We start from the raw sequence: 18,365 nt of genomic DNA on the forward strand, positions 1-18,365 counted from the left end.
GCCTCGGCCTACGCTGGATGCCGTGACCCTCACGGCATCCGCTGGCGACATCCGCAGCATGACCCGGGCGCTCGCGCTCGCGCAGGATGCTGCCGCGGCGGGCGACATCCCCGTCGGAGCCGTCGTCACCGACGCTGCGGGCTCCGTGCTGGGCGAAGGGCGGAACCTGCGCGAGGCCACGGGGGATCCGACCGCGCACGCCGAGGTGGTCGCGCTGCGAGCGGCGGCCGCCGCTACCGGATCGTGGAATCTCGCGGGGTGCACTCTCACCGTCACGCTCGAGCCGTGCGCGATGTGCGCCGGCGCGATGCTGCAGGCGCACGTCTCGCGGCTGGTGTTCGGCGCGTGGGACGACAAGGCGGGCGCGGCCGGCTCGCAGTACGACCTCGTGCGCGACCGCCGCCTTCCGGTGCGAGCCGAGGTCGTGGCCGGCGTCCGGTCCGCGGAGTCGTCGGCGCTGCTGCGCGCCTTCTTCGCGCGCCAGCGATGAGCACCGCGGCGATCAGTCCCAGGAGCTGAGGATGATCGCCTCGGTCGGGGGAGCGGGCGACAGGGGCGTGCCGAGGTAGCCGATGGTGGAGAGGATCGCGGTTCGGACCTTGCCCGGGCGCTCGAGGTGGACGGCGTGCCCGACTCCCTCGATGACCACCTCGGTCACCTGACCACCCGCCTCGCGGTACCGGTCGAAGACGGCGCGGGTCTGCGCGACCATCTGCTGGGCGGGTGCGACCTCGACGCCGGGCCAGCCCGGCAGAGCCCCGATCTCGCCGAGGTGCCCGCTGTCGGCGAACGATCCGTCGGCCACGACGACATCCGAGCCGCCGCGCACCCAGAGGATGGGGGGAGCGTCGTAACCGTCCGCGAGCCCGACGATCGACGAGACGTCGAAGTGCCCCGGTGCGAGGGCGTTCTGCACGCCGAGGCGGCCCGCGGCGAAGCCCGGCCAGTTGTCGCTGGCGACGCTGTCGCCCGGATAGTTGCCCTCGGCGGTCGAGGTCGAGAGCATCGCCTCGACCCACGTGTCCTCGTTGTCGGACTCGTAATCGGGCGAGACGAATGTGGTGCGGAAGATCGAGCGCGCCGTGCCCTCGCCGTCGCCGGAGTCGCGCGTGGTGAGGCGTTCGACGACGGACGCGCTGACGGCGCCTCCGCCGCATCCCGCGTCATCGTCGGTGAGGCGTGAGCCGTCGAGACGCGTTCCGCCGAACCCATAGGGCGACACCGGCGAGAGCAGGCTCAGCGAGAGCACTCGGTGATCGAGGGCGTACTGCATCGCGACGGCCGCGCCCAGGCCCCAGCCGACGAAGTGGACCGCATCGAGCCCCAGGGCCTCGAGGGTCGCACGCACATCGTCGGAGAAGTCGCGCACGCCGCGCGTCGCATCGACGGGGAGGTGCTCGGTGCCGCCGAACCCGCGCAGGTCGATCGCGATGGGGCGGACGTCGCTCGGGAGATCCTCGATGATCTCCTGCCAGAACAGGCTCGAGCCGGGTGCCGCGTGCAGGAGCACCAGCGTGCGGTCGGCGGGAGTGTCGCGGTCGTCGGCGGCGCGTTCGAGGATGTTCACCGCCAGGCGCGACGTCTCGATGATGCGTGGCGTGATGCCGTCGAAGAGGGGCATGGCGGAATCCTTCGCTCTGCTCTGCGCGGCGAGCGCCTCCGCGCCCGCGGACGCTTCGACTCTACCTCTCGACCGTTTCCTCCGCTGGGAAACGGCCGGACTTAAGATGGCGACATGCCCGACGCCGTCGCCCTGCCCCCGATCGCCATCCTCGGAGCCGGTTCGATGGGCGGTGCGGTGCTGTCGGGACTCGTCGCCTCGGGCGCGGCCGCCGGCGGGGTGACCGTCACCAACCGCACCGCGGACAAGGCTGCGGCCCTCGCCGACACGCCGGGCGTGCGGAGCATCGCGCTGGCAGACACGCCCTCCGGGAACACGGATGCCGCAGCCGCCGCCGACATCGTCCTCATCGGCGTGAAGCCCGCGATGGTGCCCGACCTGCTGCGCGAGATAGCTCCGGCGCTACGTCCGGGGGCGGTGGTGGTCAGCCTCGCGGCAGGCGTCACCATCGACACGTTCGCCGGCATTCTGGGGCCGGACGTCGCGGTCATCCGTTCGATGCCGAACACCCCCGCCGTGGTCGGAAAAGCCGTCACCGGCCTGGCCGCCGGCCCCGCCGCATCCGCCGACGACCTGGCGACCGTCCGCGCGCTGTTCGAGACGTGCGGTGTCGTCGTCGAGGTGCCCGAAGAGCAGATCGACGCCCTCTCGACGATCTCGGGCTCGGGCCCGGCCTACGTCTTCCTGCTGGTCGAGGAGCTCACCCGAGCCGCCGTGGGCAAGGGGTTCACCGAGGCCGAGGCCCGCGTGATGGCGGAGCAGACCTTCGTCGGTGCGGCCGCGCTGCTGGATGCCTCAGGCGAGGACCCGGCCGAGCTGCGGCGTCGCGTCACCAGCCCGAAGGGCACGACTGAGCGAGCGATCGCCGTGCTGCAGGATGCCCGCCTGGGCGACATCTTCGCTCGCGCGACCGACGCCGCGCTCGCCCGAGCCCGGGAGCTCGCCGCCGGCGCCTGACGCCCGCGCGGGTCTCAGCCGCATCCCGGCCGGAGACAGCCCGCGACGTCATCCCGAGGTCCCACTTGGGCCGGCTTTCCCTATGGCTTTCCCGGCCGAAGTGGGACTTCGAACACGGAGACCGGGACGGGAGCTCAGCGGTCGAGCGAGGCGAAGCGCTCGATGTCGGAGTTCGTCCCCGAGACGATGATGAGGTCGTGATTGGTGACGACGGTGTTGGCCTCGGCGTAGCGGAAGGGCTTGCCGGGACTCTTCACGCCGACGACCGTCACGCGGTACTTCGTCCGGACGCCCGACTCGTTCAGGCCGACGCCGCGGATGAACTTCGGCGGGTACATCTTCGCCAGCACGAAGTCGTCGTCGAAGCGGATGAAGTCGAGCATGCGCCCGCTCACGAGGTGCGCCACGCGCTCGCCGGCCTCGCGCTCGGGGTACACGACGTGGTTCGCGCCGACGCGGGCGAGGATCTTGCCGTGCGACTGCGACACCGCCTTCGCCCAGATCTGCGGGACCTTCAGGTCGACGAGGTTGGCGGTGATCAGCACGGATGCCTCGATCGACGAGCCCACGGCGACGACGGCGACCTGGAAGTCCTGGGCGCCGATCTGCTTGAGGGCGTCGAGGTTGCGGGCGTCGGCCTGCACGGCGTGCGTCACGCGCTCCGACCACTTCTGCACCAGCTCGAGGCTGTCGTCGATCGCGAGCACCTCGCGGTCGAGGCGGTCGAGCTCTCCGGCGCAGGCCGCGCCGAAACGGCCCAGCCCGATGACCAGCACGGGCGCGTCGCTTCGGATCTGCTCAACCAACGATCGGCCTTTCGACGGGCAGGGCGTACAACTGCGAACGGGATGCCGCGGCCACCGCTGCAGCGAGTGTCACTGTACCAACGCGGCCCATGAACATGACGAGGGCCATGACGTAGACAGCCGGGTCGGGAAGCTCGGCGGTCAGGCCCGTCGACAGGCCCACCGTCGCGAAGCCGGAGATGACGTCGAAGAGCACCTCGTCGACCGGGGCCTTGGTGATCTGCGCGATGGTGACGGTGCCGACCGCGACGATCGTGGCGCTCCACGCGACGACCGAGAGCGCGACGCGCTGCACGTCGCTGGGGATCCGGCGGCCGAACACCTGCACCGAGGGGCGACCCTTGGCCTCGGACCAGACCGCCAGGGCGAGCACGGCGAGGGTGGTGACCTTGATGCCGCCGGCCGTCGACGCCGACCCTCCGCCCACGAACATGAGCATCGATCCCACGATGAGGGAGGAGCCGTGCATCTCGCCCATATCGATGATCGAGAAGCCCCCGGAGCGTGTCATCGCCGAGACGAAGAAGGCCTGGAACGTGGTGTCCCACGCCTCCATCGAGCCGAACGTCGCCGGATTGTCGTACTCGAGGAGCAGGAAGACGCCCGCGCCGGCGAAGAACAGGATGATCGTGGTGATGATCGTGAGCTTGGCGTGCAGCGACCAGGAGCGCACGTGCCATTGGTGACGCCAGAGGGTGAAGATCACCGGGAAGCCGATCGAGCCGAGGAACACACCCGCCATGAGGACGGTGAGCATCACGTAGTCCTGCGCGAACGGCAGCAGGCCCTCGGCGTTGGGTGAGAAGCCGGTGTTGGTGAAGGCCATCGCGGCGTAGTACGGCGCCTCCCACAGCGCCGTCAGCGGATCGACCCCGCCGATCAGCAGCGAGGGGTACAGCAGCACCGCGAGCACCGCCTCGATGACGAGCGTCGAGAGCGCCACCGTGCGCAGCAGCAGGCCGACCTCGCCGAGGCGGACGGCCTGGCCCTCGTTGACGGGACCGCCGTGCGCGCGCATCGGGTTGCTGTCGCCCGCGGCGATGAGCTTCGCGCGAAGACCGAGGCGCTTGGAGATGACCAGTCCGAGGATCGACGCGAGCGTCAGCACACCGAGGGCACCGACGTTGACGCCGATGTAGATGAGCACGTGCCCGAAGGGCGACCAGTGCGTCGCCATGTCGACGGTGGCCAGGCCCGCGACGCAGATCGTCGAGACCGCCGTGAACAGGGCGTCGGCGAACGGGGTCGCGCGTCCGGAGGCTGATGCCGCGGGCAGCGAGAACAGCGTCGTGAACAAGAGGATGAGCGTCGAGAAGATCAGCACCGCGAACCGCGAGGGCGAGGCGGTCGCGAGATCTCTCCCGGCATCCCAGGCGCTGCGCCCGAAACCGCGGAGGCGGTGGAGGACGATCGCGCCGACGGACCTGTCCGCCATGCGTGTTCCTCCCCACGATCGCGCGTGTTGCTGCCGGCGCCGCGATACGTCGGCGCCGATGTCATGGTACTCGGGCGCGCGCGCCGACTAACCTGATTGCATGGCGGACATCTTCGACGTGATCGCCGACGGTACCCGTCGGGACATCCTGCGGCTCCTGCTCGATCGCGATTCCGATCCGCGCTCCACGGGCACGAGCGTCTCGCACATCGTCAACGAGCTCGGCGTGAGCCAGCCGACGATCTCGAAGCACCTGAAGGTGCTGCGCGGGGCCGAGCTCGTCACCGTGCGCGAAGAGGGCCAGCACCGCTACTACAGCCTGTCGCCCGAACCGCTCGATGTCGTCGACGACTGGCTCGTCCCCTTCCTCACGGCGGAGTCGTACGACGCCGAGCCCGCCCCCGCCCTGCCCGAGCAGGCCGTCGCCGCGGCGGAACTGATGGGCCGAGCCGCCGCATCCGCGAAGCACGCCGTCACGAGCGTCTTCGGCAAGCGCTCCGCGCGCTGACTCCGGCGCGGCCACCGCCACATCGCGGCCCGTCGGCATCAGCCGTCACTCCGGTTTACAGGCGTCCCAGCCGACCCCTAGAGTGTTCGCATCCGGGGAAAGGGATGATGATGGCCGAGCTGCCCGACGTGCGCTTCCTGACCGTTGCGGAGGTGGCCGAGATCATGCGGGTGTCGAAGATGACCGTCTACCGCCTCGTTCACGCCGGAGAGCTGCCCGCCGTCCGCTTCGGACGGAGCTACCGGGTACCCGAATCGGCGGTGCGCGACGCCGTGCAACGGCCGATCGCCGACGTCGGCTAGACTGATCTGAGGCATTTTTCGCGAGATGCCTGTTCCCGGACGCACATCAGATGCGTCCAGACCCTGACATAGTGAGGTTTTCCGTGGGTTCTGTCATCAAGAAGCGCCGCAAGCGCATGGCGAAGAAGAAGCACCGCAAGCTGCTTCGCAAGACTCGCCACCAGCGCCGCAACAAGAAGTAAGTCGCGGCGACGTCACTGAGCGCCCCATCCGGCTCCGGCCGAGGGGCGCTTCGTGCTTTCCGGGAGCGGCCACCGGCCGTGGGCGCGTGCCCGCTGCGTGGCCGCTGCGTCGTCCCAGCGTCCTAGGCTGGTCTCGGAGGAACGAGCATGAAATCCATCACCATCGACGAGCTCCGCGCGGGCCGCGACATCCCCCTCATCGACGTGCGAGAGGATCACGAGTTCGCCGCAGGGCGCGTGCCCGGCGCGATCAGCATCCCGATGTCGCAGCTCGGTGATCGGCTCGGCGAGCTGCCCGACGGCGCCTTCGACGTGATCTGCCAGGCCGGCGGACGTTCCGCCCAGGTGGTCGCGGCACTCGAGGCACGCGGTTACGACGCCACGAACGTCGCCGGCGGCACCGGGGAATGGGCGGGTCGCGGCTTCGAGCTCGAGCGCTGAAACCGCGCGGCCGACGATGACCACGCTGACCCTCATCTCCAAGCCCGACTGCCACCTCTGCGACGTCGCGCGCGAGATCGTCGACACGGTCGTGGCCGATCTGCCCGAAGACACGGAGGTCGAGGTCGTGGAGAGGTCGATCCTCGACGACCCGTCGCTCTTCGAGCAGTGGTGGGAGAAGATCCCCGTCGTGCTGATCGACGACGGCCTCCACGCGCACTGGCGCGTGTCCGCCGACCGGTTGCGCGCCGCGCTGACCGCCGCACCCCGAACCGAGGAGCCCGCATGACCATTCGCCACGTCGTCGCCTGGAAACTCGCCGCAGAAGATCCGGCCACCCGCGCCGAGCATGCCGCAGAGGTGACGCGCCGCATCCAGGCCCTCGTCGGCGTCGTGCCCTCCATCCGCTCGTTGAGCATCGGGCCGAACACCGCGTACCCGGAGGTCAACGGCGACGTCGCCGTGGTCGCCGACTTCGACGACCTCGCCGGCCTCGAGGAGTACCAGGTGCACCCGGCCCACCAGGAGGTCGTCGCCTACGTCCGCGGTGTCGTCGCGGACCGCATCGCGGTCGACTTCGAGGTCTGACCCGCAGAGGGTCGTCGCGCGCTCCGTCGCGCGGTCATCGCGCCCGCACGACGACCGGCTCGTCGGCGAAGGTGACGCGTACGCGCTCGCCGTACTCGAGACGGTCGCCGGCGGCGTGCTGTGCGCGCACGAGAACGTCGTCGGTGGTTCTGACGAGCGTCCGGCGGTAGCTGCCGAGGAACGTGCTCTCCTCGACGACGGCTTCGATGCCGCGAGAAGGCCCCGCCTCGGCGGGACCCGCCGAGGGATGCAGTCGGACGTTCTCCGGTCTCACGAGAACCTCGACCTCGCCGTCGACCCCGTCGCCCTGGACGCGCAGCTGCGTGCCCCACACCGACACCCCGTCGCCGCGACGCACACCGGGCACGGCACTGCTCAGCCCGACGAAGGCGGCGACGTGCGCGGTCTGCGGTCGCAGATAGAGATCTTCCGGGGAGCCGACCTGCTCGACACGACCCGTGTTCATGACCGCGATGCGATCCGAGACGGCGAGAGCCTCTTCCTGGTCGTGCGTGACGAAGATGGTCGTCATCCCGAGCCGCAGCTGGATCCTGCGGATCTCGTCGCGGAGCTGGACCCGGACCTTGGCGTCGAGGGCCGACAGCGGCTCGTCGAGGAGCAGCACCCGGGGCTCGGTCACGAGCGCGCGTGCCAAGGCGACCCGCTGCTGCTGACCGCCGGAGAGCTGGTGGGGATACCGGTCGGCGAGGTGACCGAGTCCGACGAGGTCGAGCGCGTCGCCGGCCCGCCGCGCGGCATCCCGGCGGCCGGTTCCGCGGCGGCGCAGCCCGAAGGCCGCATTGTCGCGGACACGGAGGTGCGGGAACAGCGAATACGACTGGAACACCATGCCGAGGTCGCGCTTGTTCGTCGGGACGGCCGAGATGTCGCGGCCACCGACGACGACCGAGCCCTGCGTCGCCCGTTCGAGCCCGGCGAGCACGCGGAGCGCCGTCGTCTTGCCGCAGCCCGAGGGGCCGAGGAGCGACACGAACTCGCCGGGGGCGACGTCGAGCTCGACGCCGTGGAGCACGCGCGTCGCGCCGTAGTCCTTCACGACGCCGCGGAACTCGACGCTAGTGCCCTCGCTCGCTCGCGAGAGGAGCGTGTTCTCGGAGGTGCGCGGCATCGGCTGCAGCGCGGGTTCGGTCGCGGTCACGGGGCGTTCCTTTCGGAGCCGACGCGTCCGATGCGCCCGATCACGAGCAGCAGGACGAAGGCGAAGGCGAGGGCGAGCAGGGTGAAGATGGCGGCGGCCCACGCATCCTGACGGTTCACGACGACGAGTCCCGTCTGGAGCACCGGCCGGTTCAGCAGCGACGCGATCGTGAACTCACCGAGCACGACGGCCACGGAGATGAGGGATGCCGCGAGGAGACCGGACCGCAGATTGGGGGCGACGACGCGGACGAGGATGCTGGGCCATCCGGCGCCGAGCGTGCGTGCGGCCTCGGTGAGGGTGCGGAGGTCGACCGCGTCGATCGAGGCCTGGATCGACCGGTAGGCGAAGGGCAGGACGAGCACGCCATAGGCGAACGCGAGCGTCCAGGCGCCGGTCCCGACGGATCGGCCGATCGTCAGGTAGATCGGAGCCAGCCCCACCACGAGGACGATGGCGGGGATCGCGATCGGGAGCAGCGCGATGAACTCGAACCCCCGGCGCAGGTTCGGGAACCGCAGCGCCACCAGCACCATCGTCGGTGCGAACAGGAACAGCACGATCCCGACCGTCACGACCGCGAGCACGAGAGAATTGAGCAGTCCCGTCCAGACGGGCGCGTAGCGCGCCGAATTGGCCGGATCGGCCAGGGCGACCCAGCGATCGAGGGAGTAGCCGCCGTCCGGTCCCGTGAGGGTGAACAGCAGCGTCGCGATGAACGGCACGGCGAAGACCAGGCCGACCACGAGGCCGATCACCCAGCGCGTCACGGGTGCGGGGGCGAGGACGCTCCTCATCGCTGCCACCGCGCCGCCCGCCGCTGGATGAGCGTGTACCCGCCCATGACGGCCGCGACCACGACGATCATGCCGAACGCGAGCGCGCCGGCGAGGTTCTCGCGCCCGAGGACGGTCTCGCTCGTGAGCGCCGCGCGGATCTGCAGCGGCACGATCTGCGACCCCTGGCTGGCCAACGCCGCAGCTGTGGCGTACGAGGAGAACGCGTTCGCGAAAAGCAGCAGGAAGCTGGCGAGGAACGAGGGCGCGAGCACGGGGAAGCCGACGTGCGGCCAGAAGCCCGCGCGGGTGCCGCCGAGGGTCACATGGGCCTCACCCCACTGCGGTTTGAGGGCCGACAGCGCCGGCATGAAGGTGATGATCATCAGCGGCACCTGGAAGACGATGTAGGCGGGGACGAGACCGGGCAGTGCGTAGATCCACGCGCTCTCGGCATAGAGCTCGATGCCGAGCACGTCGGCGAGGAACCGCGTCACGATGCCCTGTGTGCCGATGGCGGCGATCATGACGAACGCGAGCATGACGCCGCCGAACTGCGCGAGCACTCCGGATGCGGCATCCACCGTCGTGCGGACGAGACCGCCGTCGCGCAGACCCAGCATCGCCCAGCAGACGAGCGCACCGACGACGGCGCCGATACCGGCGGTCAGCAGCGAGACCCAGGTCGAGTTGGCGAACGTTGCGAGGACGACCGGATCGACCAGGGCCGCGAGATTGTCGAGGGTGAACGCGCCGTCTCCGTCGACCAGACCCGTGGCCAGTGCGAGGGCCGTCGGAAGGGCGAGGAACAGAGCGATGTAAGCCGCGAACGGGAGCAGCCCCAGCCACGACCAGTCGGGACGCGATGCGCCCCGACCGGTCGTGCTGGAGTCGCCCGGCGCGACGTGCGGAGCCGGGCTCGTCGTCACTGGACCGCTGCGGCCCACTTCTCGCCGAGCAGCGTGCCGGCGGCGGTGGACTGCTCCTCGGTCGGCACCACCGTCTCGGCGGGCGCCTCGGGCAGCTTCGCTGCGAGAGCCTCGTCGAGCGTGCCCGCTGCCAGCATCGCCTCCATGCGCGCGGGGCGTGCACCGCCGGCGAGCCAGAGGTTCTGCACCTCGTCGCTGTAGAGGAACTCCTGCCACAGACGCGCGGCAGCGGGGTTCGGCGCGTCGCGGTTGATCGCCTGGTTGTAGTACCCGGCGTAGCCCGTCCCCGGGAAGACGACCGTCTTCCAGGTCGGGACGCTCTCCGCGTGGGTGGCGTTGAGGTAGTCCCAGTCGAACACGACCGGCGTCTCGCCGCTCGCGACCGTCGCGCTCGTGACGTCGAGCTTGAGCATGTTGCCCGCGGCGTTCAGGTCGCCGAAGAAGTCGATCCCGGGCTGGAAGTCGTCGAGCTCACCGCCGGACTGAACCGTGGCCAGACCCACCGCCGCGAATGCCGCACCGGCCTGGGTGGGGTCGCCGTTGATGGCGACGGCGCCACGGAAGTCCGCCCCGAGCAGGTCGCTGAGCTCGGCCGGCTCGGGGAAACGGGCCGAGTCGTAGCCGACCGACATGTACCCGCCGTAGTCGCCCACAAAGAGGCCGGTCGACTCCTTGAGGGCGTCGGGGATGTCGTCCCACGTCTGCACCTGGTACGGGGCGAAGCGGTCGGTGTTCTGGAGGGCGACGGCGAGACCGAGGTCGAAGACGTCGGGCGCCGTGTCGAGGCCCTCGTTCGTCTCGGCAGCCTGGATCTCCTCCGCGCTCGAGACGTCGGGGGACTGCTCGTTGACCGTGATCTCGGGGTAGCGCTCGGTGAACAGGTCGATGATCTCGCCGTAGTTCGCCCAGTCGCGGGGGAGCGCGATGACGTTGAGCCGACCCTCGGCCTTGGCCGCTGCCTCGAGGTCGGCGAACGTGCCGAAGTCGGCGAGGCTGGTGGCCGCCGCGGCGTCGGACGAGCCGGCGTCGGTGGCCTCGGCGGTCCCGCCGCACGCGGCGAGGACGAGAGCGGATGCCGTCGCGAGGGCGACGACGGCGCCGGTGCGGCGCAGGACGGTGCGGGACATGGGTTCCTCTCGGGTGGCCCCCGACCGCACGCACGGGCAGCGCCGGAAGCGGGGGAACGGAAGGAACCTATGGGCGGCCGGTGTCGCACCGCCCCTCAACAGGTGAACGCACGGTGACCGTTGCCCGACCTGTCGGCGTGGCCGCGGCGACCCGTGATCGCGTCAGTCGCGGCGGTCGAGCTGCTCGCGATCGTCGGCCCTGACCACAGGAATGGCGTTCGTGAACGTGCTCGCCCGTCGCTCGGCCTCGGCACTGCCCGTGAACAGCCCGTCGTTGGTGGGGGTCGGGTCGTGGGTGACGTGCCGGTCGGCGCCGGGACCGGGGGCCGAGGCATCCGACATCGCGATGCGCTGCACGGGCACGGCCTGCGGCATCGTCCGCTGCACCCACGTGACCATCGCCTCGCGCACGAGGCAGCGGAGGTCGAACAGCGTGGGTGCGTCCTTGGCGGTGACGAGGATGCGCACGCGCACGTAGCCGGCGACGGCATCCGTCACCTGCAGCACCGAGGCCCGGCCGTCCCACAGATCGGTCTTCTCGAGGACGTCGTGCAGATGAGCCCGCATCGCGGTGGGGGAGACGTTCCAGTCGAGGTCCATCTCGACGGCGCCGAGCAACTCGGAGCCGCGCCGGGTCCAGTTCTCGAACGGCGTGGTGGTGAAGTAGGTGCAGGGCAGGACGAGCCGTCGGTCATCCCAGAGGTCGAGCACGACGTAGCTCAGGGTGATCTCACCGACCCGGCCCCATTCGCCGTCGGCGACGACGACATCGTCGACGCGCAACGCGTCGCTGAAGACGATCTGCAGGCCCGCGAACACGTTCGCGAGCACCGACTGCGCGGCCAGTCCCGCGACCACCGAGGCGATGCCCGCCGAGGCCAGCACGCTCGCGCCTACCGCACGCACCGAGTCGAAGGTCAGCAGGGCGGCGCCGATGCCGATCACGATGATGATCGCGACGGCGAGGCGCCGGACGATCAGCATCTGGGTGCGGATGCGGCGCGCGACCCGGTTGTCCGGCACGTCGATGCGGTATCGACCGAGGGCGACGTCGGTCACGACGAGCACGAGGGAGGCGAGCAGCCACGCGCTCGCGCCGATGATCAGGATCGTGAGGAGCTGGGCGAGGATCGATCGCCACAGCTCATCGGGGAAGGCCGCCTGGACCGCGGCCCACAGGACGATGGCGCTCAGGAGCGAGCGGAACGGCGCGCGCGAGCGACGACGCAGGACCTCGGCCCACCGCTGGCGGCGCGAAGCCACCCGCAGGGCGACGTGCGCGACCACCGCGATCACCGCCGCGACGGTGATCCCCACCAGCACCGCGATGCCGAACTCCATCCAGCCGTCCCACATGCGTCTTGCTCCTCTCGTCAGCGGAGAAGCCACGATACGGGCGTCGACCGGCGGCGCCTGAACGCTTGCCGGGTGTGCGGCGTGGTGTGTTACGGCGCCAGACGCGTGGGACCGCGGAAGAGGTACGTCACCTCGCGGATTGACGACTCGCCCAGGAGCAGCATCAGCACACGCGCGAGGCCCATGCCGAAGCCGCCGTGCGGCGGGGCGCCGTACCGGAAGAAGTCGAGGTAGAAGTCGAGGTGCTCGGGCTCGAGGCCCTTCTCCTTGGCCTGCTCGATGAGGACGTCGACGCGGTGTTCGCGCTGCGCGCCCGTGGTGATCTCGACACCGTTGAAGAGCAGGTCGTACGACTTCGTCAGCCCGGTCTCCTCGTCGCGCATGTGGTAGAACGCGCGGATCTCGGGGTGGTAGTCGGTGATGAAGACGAACTGGTGCCCGTAGGTCTCCAGGACGTGAGCGGAGATCTGACGCTCGCCCTCCGGGTCGAGGTCGCCGTCGGTGCGTGGGATGTCGTAGCCGCGCGCTGCCACGATCTCGCGGGCCTCCGCCAGCGGGATGCGCGGGAACGGGGTCTGCGGAACCTGGACCTCGACACCGAACAGCTCGGTGATCTCGGCGCCGTGCTTGTCCTTCACAGCCTGGAAGGCGAACTGCAGCAGCTCCTCCTGCATCGCCGCGACGTCCTCGTGCGAGTCGATCCAGCTGATCTCGGCGTCGATCGAGGTGAACTCGGTGGCGTGGCGCGACGTGAACGAGGGGTCGGCGCGGAAGACGTCGCCGATCTCGAAGATCTTGCCGAAACCGGCCGACTGCGCCATCTGCTTGAAGAACTGCGGGCTCTGCGCGAGGTAGGCCGTCTTGTCTTCGAAGTAGGGCACTTCGAACAGCTCGGCGGCCGATTCGGATGCCGAGGCCATGAGCTTCGGCGAGTGGATCTCGATGTAGTCGCGCTCGATCCAATACGTGCGCATCGCGTGCTCGAGGGTGGTCTGCACGCGGAAGATGAGGTTGTTGCGGCGCTGACGCAGGTCGAGGAAGCGCCAGTCCATGCGCTTGTCGAGGCCCGAGTCGGCGGCGATGGGCGTCTCGGGAAGGGCCGCGGCAGCGATCTCGAGGGCGCCGATCTTGATCTCGACGCCGCCGAGCTTGACGCGCTCGTCGTGCTTGAGCTCGCCCGTGACGGTGAGGAAGGTGCCGGTCGACAGGTTCGAGATCAGGTCCGTCAGCGCGAGGGCCGCGGCATCCTGCTCGCTGCCGTCCTCGACCGGGCGCGTCGCGGGGTTGACCAGCTGCACGGCGCCGGTCTCATCGCGGAGGATGACGAACTGCACCTTCTTCTGATCGCGGACGGTCTCGACCCATCCGGACACCGACACGGGGCCGTCGGGGCGGGCCTGCAGCTGCTGGACGAGAACGCGTTCACTCACGAGGGGAGAGTCTACGCGTCCAGGAATCTCGGACGTTCGCGGCCCTAGGCTGTGCGCGGGGCCCGCTCGGGCATCCGATCACCGAGCGCGAAGGCACCCGATGACCGTCATGACCCGCACCGCATCCGCCGTGGCGTCGCAGACTTCCGCCGACGAGGGCGGATCGTGGCTGTCGACCCTGGCCGACTGGACCGTCTCACTCATGGACACGATCGGTCCGGCCGGCGCCGCGATCGCGGTCGGGATGGACAACCTGTTCCCGCCGATCCCCAGCGAGGTGGTGCTGCCGATGGCGGGGCTGGCGGCGTCGCGCGGGTCGTTCACGCTCGCCGAGGCGATCCTGTGGACGACCTTCGGATCGGTGTTCGGCGCCTACATCCTCTACTTCCTCGGTCGCTGGCTCGGCGCCGACCGGCTGCGCCGCATCGCCGACCGGATGCCGCTGGTCACCGGCGACGACGTCGTGCGCGCCGTCCACTGGTTCGAGAAGCACGGCTCGATCGCGGTCTTCTTCGGCCGGATGGTGCCGCTGTTCCGCAGCCTCATCTCGATTCCCGCCGGTGTCGCGCGGATGCACTGGTGGAAGTTCGGGCTCCTCACCACGGCCGGCAGCCTCATCTGGAACTCGATCTTCGTGATGGCGGGCTTCCTCCTGGGCGAGAACTGGCACATCGTCGAGCAGTACGCCGAGATCTTCCAGACGATCGTGATCGTCGTCGTCGTGGTGCTGATCGCGTGGTTCATCGTGACGCGGGTGCGCGCCATCCGGCGCGATCGACGCGCCGGCGCGGGCGGCGGACACGAGCCGTCCGTCGAGGGGTCCTGACCCGCACGGACGGGGTCCGCATAACCGCGCGCTCAGGGTCCGCATAGGAGTCGCCGCCGTAGACTGGAGACCGTGCCCGCAGCCCGTCTCCACCTCGTGCGCCACGGCGAGGTCCACAACCCCCAGCGCGTGCTCTACGGACGGCTGCCGCACTTCGGGCTGAGTGAGGACGGCCGTCGCATGGCACGCTCGGCCGCCGAGCACATCGCGTCGCTCGATCGCCCCGTCACCGCGCTGGTCTCATCGCCGCTGCAGCGCACCCGCGAGTCGTCGGAGCCCTTCACCGAGGTCTTCGGCCTCGACCCCGTGATCGACGAGCGGGTCATCGAGCCCCACAACGTGTTCGAGGGGCGCCGGATGCGCCACGCGATGGTCAATCCGCTGAACTGGCGTCATCTGCGCACGCCCGCCACTCCCAGCTGGGGCGAGCCGTACATCGAGATCGTCGCGCGCATGGATGCCGCGATGCGCGACCTGTGGCAGGCGACGGAGTCGGGTGACGCCGTCATCGTGTCGCACCAGCTGCCGATCTGGATCACGCACCTCGCGATCGCCGGACAGCCGCTGCGGCACGATCCGCGCCGACGCCGTTGCGCGCTTTCGAGCGTGACGAGCTTCGAGCTCGGCGACGGCGGAGCGGACGCCACCTGGCGCGAGGTCGCCTACGCCGAACCGGCCTCGACCGCGGGCGCCGTCGATGTGGGAGCCGTCTGATGAAGCGCCGCCTCATGGCCGCCGCCTTCGCCCTGGGCCTCGCGGCGGGTCTCGCGGCCTGCTCGGGTCCGAACGACGACCTCGCGGGGCAGTACCGCAACGGCGACAACAAGGGGTTCATCTCCGGCGACGGCACGACCACCGAGATCCCCGAGTCCGAGCGCGGTGCTCCGATCGAGTTCACCGGCACCGCCGTCGACGGCTCGACGATCTCCAGCGCCGACTACGCCGGAAAGCCGCTCGTCCTGAACTTCTGGTATGCCCAGTGCGGCCCCTGCCGCGCCGAGGCGCCTCTGCTCGAAGAGGTCTACACCGACACGCAGGCGGTCGGCGCCGACTTCCTGGGTATCAACATCTACGACGGTCCCGAGCAGGCGGCAGCCTTCGAGCAGACCTACGGCATCAGCTACCCCTCGCTGCTGATGCAGGGAGACGGCGAGCTGAAGCTCGCGCTCGCGGCATCCGCTTCGGTCCAGGCCGCGCCCACGACGCTCGTCCTCGACACGGAGGGGCGCGTCGCCGCCCGCATCGTCGGGCAGCTGCGGGATGCCGGCATCCTCCGCACCCTCGTCGAGGACGCGGCGTCGGCAGGAGCGTCGTGAACCCGGGCGAGATCGTCTTCGGCGGGGCGCTGTGGCTCGCGGTGCCGATCGCGATGCTCGCGGGACTCGTGTCGTTCCTCTCGCCGTGCGTGCTGCCGCTGGTGCCGGGCTACCTCGGGTTCCTCGGCAGCGCGGTCACGCCGCGTGAGCCCGCCGCCGGCCGTGATGCAAGTCGGGGAATCGCGCGAACCTCGGAGGATGCCGGCGGATCGGTCCGCGTTTCGACGGATTCTCCGACGATGGCGAAGGCGACGGTCCCCGCCGGTCCCGGCCGGGGCCGACTCCTGCTCGGCGTGGGCCTGTTCATCGCGGGATTCACCGTCGTCTTCCTGGCGATGGGCGTCTTCGCAGGCACCATCGGCCGGGTCTTCTTCGAGTTCCAGGATGTGATCACGCGCGTGCTCGGCGCCGTCGTGATCGTGCTCGGACTCGTCTTCGTCGGGGTCTTCGGGGTCGCTCAGCGCACCTACCGCCCGCAGCTCCGGCAGAACCTGGGCCTTGCCGGTGCGCCCCTGCTCGGCGTCGCGATGGGCATCGGCTGGGCTCCGTGCATCGGGCCGACCCTCGCCGCCATCCTCTCGATCGCGTACAGTCAGGCCGACCCCGCGCGCGCCGGCATCCTCGCCGTCGCGTACTCGCTCGGTCTCGGCATCCCGTTCATCCTCCTCGCGCTCGGCGCGAGCTGGGCGACGCGCTCGGTGGCGTTCGTCCGTCGCCACATCCGTGTCGTCAACATCGTCGGCGGGGCGCTGCTGGTCGTCCTCGGCCTGCTGATGGTCACGGGTGTGTGGACCACGATCATGTCCGTCTTCCAAGGAGTGGTGGCCGGTGTCCCGACCTTCCTTTGACCAGGCCGATCCCTCGGCGCCGCTGCGACCGGGCGACCACTCCGACGCGCCCGTCGACCCCGCGGACGGCGAGCGGGCGATCACGCAGCCCCAGCTCGGCGCCGTCGGCTGGCTGCGGTGGGGCTGGCGGCAGCTGACGAGCATGCGGACGGCGCTCGTGCTGCTGCTCCTGCTCGCGATCGCCGCCATCCCGGGGTCCATCGTGCCGCAGCGCGGAGCCGACCCCAACGGCGTCACGCAGTGGCGGGCCGACAACCCCGACCTCTACCCGATCCTCGACGCGCTCCAGCTGTTCGACGTCTACACCTCGGTGTGGTTCTCGGCGATCTACATCCTGCTGTTCGTCTCGCTCATCGGTTGTGTCATCCCGCGCACGAAGCATCACTGGCAGGCCCTGAAGTCGCGCCCGCCCCGCACGCCCGTGCGCCTGTCGCGACTGGCCGATCACCGCAGCGCCGGCGTCGCCCTGCAGGAGGGCGAGGATGCCGCGGCCGTGGCATCGTCCGCCGTCGACGAGGCGGAGCGCCAGCTGCGGAAGTCTGGCTACCGCGTCGAGCGTTACGACTCCGGGTCGACGGCATCCGTGTCGGCCGAGCGGGGCTATCTGCGCGAGACGGGCAACCTCGTCTTCCACGGTGCGCTCGTCGGCGTGCTCATCTCGGTCGGCATCGGCGGCGGCATGACCTACACGGGCCAGACCGTGATCGTCGAGGGCGACACGTTCGTGAACTCGCTGGGCCTCGGCTACACCTCGTTCAACCCGGGACGCTTCGTCGACACCGACCAGATGCCCCCGTACTCGCTGACCCTCGACGAGTTCGACGTCACGTACGGCCCGTTCACGGGCGAGCCGGGCCACGGGATGGCCGGCGACTTCCTCGCGCACCTCACCGTGAGCGAGCCCGGCGAGCAGGCGCGTGACGGCGAGGTGCGCGTCAACCACCCCTACGAGATCGAGGGCGACCGCGTCTACCTGATGGGCAACGGTTACGCCCCGACCATCACCGTGCGCGATGCGGCCGGCGACGTCGTCTTCAGCGAGGACGTCCCCTTCCTGCCGCAGGACAACAACATGACCTCGCAGGGCGTCGTCAAGATCGCCGACGGGATGCCGGAGCAGCTCGGGCTCGTCGGATTCTTCTATCCGACCGCGGCGACCCTGAACACCGGCGCGATCGGCTCGGCCTACGGCGACCTGACCAACCCGCTCGTGACGTTCTGGGTGTACCAGGGTGACCTCGGCATCGACGACGGCACCCCCCGCTCGGTGTACACGCTCGACCCGACGGGCATGGAGCAGATCGCCGGGGGAGACTCGGGCCTGTCGTCGCTCGAGCTCGAGCCCGGACAGACCGTCGACCTGCCGAACGGACTCGGAACCGTGACCTTCGAGGATCAGCGCGCAGCCGGGGCCGACGAGTCGGTCAAGCGCTACGTGTCGCTGTCGGTCCACCGCGACGTCGGCGCACCCTTCGTCCTGGTGTTCGCGATCCTCGCGACCCTCGGCCTGCTCGCGGGGCTGTTCGTCCCGCGCCGGCGCGTCTGGGTCAAGGCGACGCCGGTCGACGGCGCCGTACGTGTGGAGTACGCCGGCCTCGCCCGCGGCGAGGACCCGGCCATCGCGCAGGCGGTCGCCGACCTCTCGCGCACCCACCTCGCCGCCCTCGGGCGCGACGAGGTCGAGCTGCCGGCGGAGGCCGAGCGCCCCCGTCGGCCCCGCCCCGCCCGCGCGCAAGCGCCCGACGTAGACTGAGGACC

22 protein-coding genes are annotated in these 18,365 nt (G+C 70.3%); 13 read left to right on the top strand and 9 right to left on the bottom strand.

Annotated features, from left to right (window positions below; all coding sequences use genetic code 11):
* Positions 1-58 precede the first annotated feature (58 nt).
* On the top strand, positions 59-490 hold the full coding sequence (locus ACPYN5_RS11740; protein ID WP_424449224.1) for a nucleoside deaminase: 432 nt from the start codon (positions 59-61) through the stop codon (positions 488-490).
* Between the two features lie 12 nt (positions 491-502).
* Here ACPYN5_RS11740 and ACPYN5_RS11745 read toward each other — a convergent pair whose 3' ends face one another.
* Positions 503-1,621, bottom strand: a complete 1,119-nt coding sequence (locus ACPYN5_RS11745; protein ID WP_424449172.1) for an alpha/beta fold hydrolase — start codon at positions 1,619-1,621, stop codon at positions 503-505.
* Between the two features lie 114 nt (positions 1,622-1,735).
* Between ACPYN5_RS11745 and proC the strand changes: the two genes are divergently transcribed.
* The gene (gene proC, locus ACPYN5_RS11750; RefSeq protein ID WP_424449173.1) at positions 1,736-2,578 is read left to right on the top strand and encodes a pyrroline-5-carboxylate reductase; all 843 of its coding nucleotides are present in this window, start codon (positions 1,736-1,738) and stop codon (positions 2,576-2,578) included.
* Positions 2,579-2,712: 134 nt separating this feature from the next.
* Here the strand turns inward: proC and ACPYN5_RS11755 are convergent, their stop codons facing one another.
* Together ACPYN5_RS11755 and ACPYN5_RS11760 are read right to left on the bottom strand one after the other, a co-directional pair.
* Positions 2,713-3,384 carry a potassium channel family protein gene (locus ACPYN5_RS11755; protein WP_424449174.1) on the bottom strand — a complete coding sequence of 224 codons (672 nt, stop codon included), beginning with the start codon at positions 3,382-3,384 and terminating at the stop codon, positions 2,713-2,715.
* A complete protein-coding gene (locus ACPYN5_RS11760; protein WP_424449175.1) occupies positions 3,377-4,819 on the bottom strand; it encodes a TrkH family potassium uptake protein in 1,443 nt (480 codons plus the stop codon). Before ACPYN5_RS11760 ends, ACPYN5_RS11755 begins: the two co-directional genes overlap by 8 nt.
* A 100-nt stretch (positions 4,820-4,919) precedes the next feature.
* Between ACPYN5_RS11760 and ACPYN5_RS11765 the strand changes: the two genes are divergently transcribed.
* The 6 genes from ACPYN5_RS11765 to ACPYN5_RS11790 all read left to right on the top strand — a co-directional run bounded on the left by ACPYN5_RS11765 (position 4,920) and on the right by ACPYN5_RS11790 (position 6,840).
* Positions 4,920-5,327: an ArsR/SmtB family transcription factor gene (locus ACPYN5_RS11765; protein WP_424449176.1), complete on the top strand. Its 408-nt coding sequence runs from the start codon at positions 4,920-4,922 to the stop codon at positions 5,325-5,327.
* A 110-nt stretch (positions 5,328-5,437) separates the two neighbouring features.
* A complete protein-coding gene (locus ACPYN5_RS11770; RefSeq protein ID WP_424449177.1) occupies positions 5,438-5,629 on the top strand; it encodes a helix-turn-helix domain-containing protein in 192 nt (63 codons plus the stop codon).
* Between the two features lie 83 nt (positions 5,630-5,712).
* Positions 5,713-5,811 carry a 30S ribosomal protein bS22 gene (locus ACPYN5_RS11775; RefSeq protein ID WP_003792170.1) on the top strand — a complete coding sequence of 33 codons (99 nt, stop codon included), beginning with the start codon at positions 5,713-5,715 and terminating at the stop codon, positions 5,809-5,811.
* 147 nt (positions 5,812-5,958) lie between these two features.
* Positions 5,959-6,252 carry a rhodanese-like domain-containing protein gene (locus ACPYN5_RS11780; RefSeq protein WP_424449178.1) on the top strand — a complete coding sequence of 98 codons (294 nt, stop codon included), beginning with the start codon at positions 5,959-5,961 and terminating at the stop codon, positions 6,250-6,252.
* Positions 6,253-6,268: 16 nt separating this feature from the next.
* Positions 6,269-6,541: a glutaredoxin family protein gene (locus ACPYN5_RS11785; RefSeq protein WP_424449179.1), complete on the top strand. Its 273-nt coding sequence runs from the start codon at positions 6,269-6,271 to the stop codon at positions 6,539-6,541.
* Positions 6,538-6,840, top strand: a complete 303-nt coding sequence (locus tag ACPYN5_RS11790) for a Dabb family protein (RefSeq protein ID WP_424449180.1) — start codon at positions 6,538-6,540, stop codon at positions 6,838-6,840. Before ACPYN5_RS11785 ends, ACPYN5_RS11790 begins: the two co-directional genes overlap by 4 nt.
* Before the next feature lie 34 nt (positions 6,841-6,874).
* On the opposite strand, the gene ACPYN5_RS11795 is transcribed toward ACPYN5_RS11790, so the two are convergent.
* The 6 genes from ACPYN5_RS11795 to aspS all read right to left on the bottom strand — a co-directional run bounded on the left by ACPYN5_RS11795 (position 6,875) and on the right by aspS (position 13,617).
* Positions 6,875-7,969 carry an ABC transporter ATP-binding protein gene (locus tag ACPYN5_RS11795; RefSeq protein ID WP_424449225.1) on the bottom strand — a complete coding sequence of 365 codons (1,095 nt, stop codon included), beginning with the start codon at positions 7,967-7,969 and terminating at the stop codon, positions 6,875-6,877.
* A gap of 26 nt (positions 7,970-7,995) precedes the next feature.
* On the bottom strand, positions 7,996-8,796 hold the full coding sequence (locus ACPYN5_RS11800) for an ABC transporter permease (protein WP_424449181.1): 801 nt from the start codon (positions 8,794-8,796) through the stop codon (positions 7,996-7,998).
* Positions 8,793-9,704 carry an ABC transporter permease gene (locus tag ACPYN5_RS11805; protein WP_424449182.1) on the bottom strand — a complete coding sequence of 304 codons (912 nt, stop codon included), beginning with the start codon at positions 9,702-9,704 and terminating at the stop codon, positions 8,793-8,795. Before ACPYN5_RS11805 ends, ACPYN5_RS11800 begins: the two co-directional genes overlap by 4 nt.
* A complete protein-coding gene (locus ACPYN5_RS11810; RefSeq protein WP_424449183.1) occupies positions 9,701-10,831 on the bottom strand; it encodes an ABC transporter substrate-binding protein in 1,131 nt (376 codons plus the stop codon). The genes ACPYN5_RS11805 and ACPYN5_RS11810 overlap by 4 nt, the downstream gene beginning before the upstream one ends.
* A gap of 162 nt (positions 10,832-10,993) precedes the next feature.
* Positions 10,994-12,187, bottom strand: a complete 1,194-nt coding sequence (locus tag ACPYN5_RS11815; protein ID WP_424449184.1) for a mechanosensitive ion channel family protein — start codon at positions 12,185-12,187, stop codon at positions 10,994-10,996.
* A gap of 89 nt (positions 12,188-12,276) precedes the next feature.
* The gene (gene aspS, locus ACPYN5_RS11820; protein ID WP_424449185.1) at positions 12,277-13,617 is read right to left on the bottom strand and encodes an aspartate--tRNA(Asn) ligase; all 1,341 of its coding nucleotides are present in this window, start codon (positions 13,615-13,617) and stop codon (positions 12,277-12,279) included.
* 100 nt (positions 13,618-13,717) lie between these two features.
* Here aspS and ACPYN5_RS11825 point away from each other — a divergent pair, with 100 nt between their 5' ends.
* From ACPYN5_RS11825 to resB, 5 genes are all read left to right on the top strand, one after another.
* Positions 13,718-14,443 carry a DedA family protein gene (locus tag ACPYN5_RS11825; protein WP_424449186.1) on the top strand — a complete coding sequence of 242 codons (726 nt, stop codon included), beginning with the start codon at positions 13,718-13,720 and terminating at the stop codon, positions 14,441-14,443.
* A gap of 72 nt (positions 14,444-14,515) precedes the next feature.
* On the top strand, positions 14,516-15,157 hold the full coding sequence (locus ACPYN5_RS11830) for a histidine phosphatase family protein (protein WP_424449187.1): 642 nt from the start codon (positions 14,516-14,518) through the stop codon (positions 15,155-15,157).
* The gene (locus ACPYN5_RS11835) at positions 15,157-15,759 is read left to right on the top strand and encodes a TlpA family protein disulfide reductase (protein WP_424449188.1); all 603 of its coding nucleotides are present in this window, start codon (positions 15,157-15,159) and stop codon (positions 15,757-15,759) included. The genes ACPYN5_RS11830 and ACPYN5_RS11835 overlap by 1 nt, the downstream gene beginning before the upstream one ends.
* On the top strand, positions 15,756-16,607 hold the full coding sequence (locus ACPYN5_RS11840) for a cytochrome c biogenesis CcdA family protein (protein ID WP_424449189.1): 852 nt from the start codon (positions 15,756-15,758) through the stop codon (positions 16,605-16,607). The genes ACPYN5_RS11835 and ACPYN5_RS11840 overlap by 4 nt, the downstream gene beginning before the upstream one ends.
* Positions 16,588-18,360, top strand: coding sequence for a cytochrome c biogenesis protein ResB (gene resB / locus ACPYN5_RS11845; protein WP_424449190.1), 1,773 nt, complete (start codon positions 16,588-16,590; stop codon positions 18,358-18,360). The genes ACPYN5_RS11840 and resB overlap by 20 nt, the downstream gene beginning before the upstream one ends.
* Positions 18,361-18,365: the final 5 nt, after the last annotated feature.

Source organism: Microbacterium arborescens (genome assembly GCF_049707515.1).
Lineage (GTDB): Bacteria > Actinomycetota > Actinomycetes > Actinomycetales > Microbacteriaceae > Microbacterium > Microbacterium arborescens_B.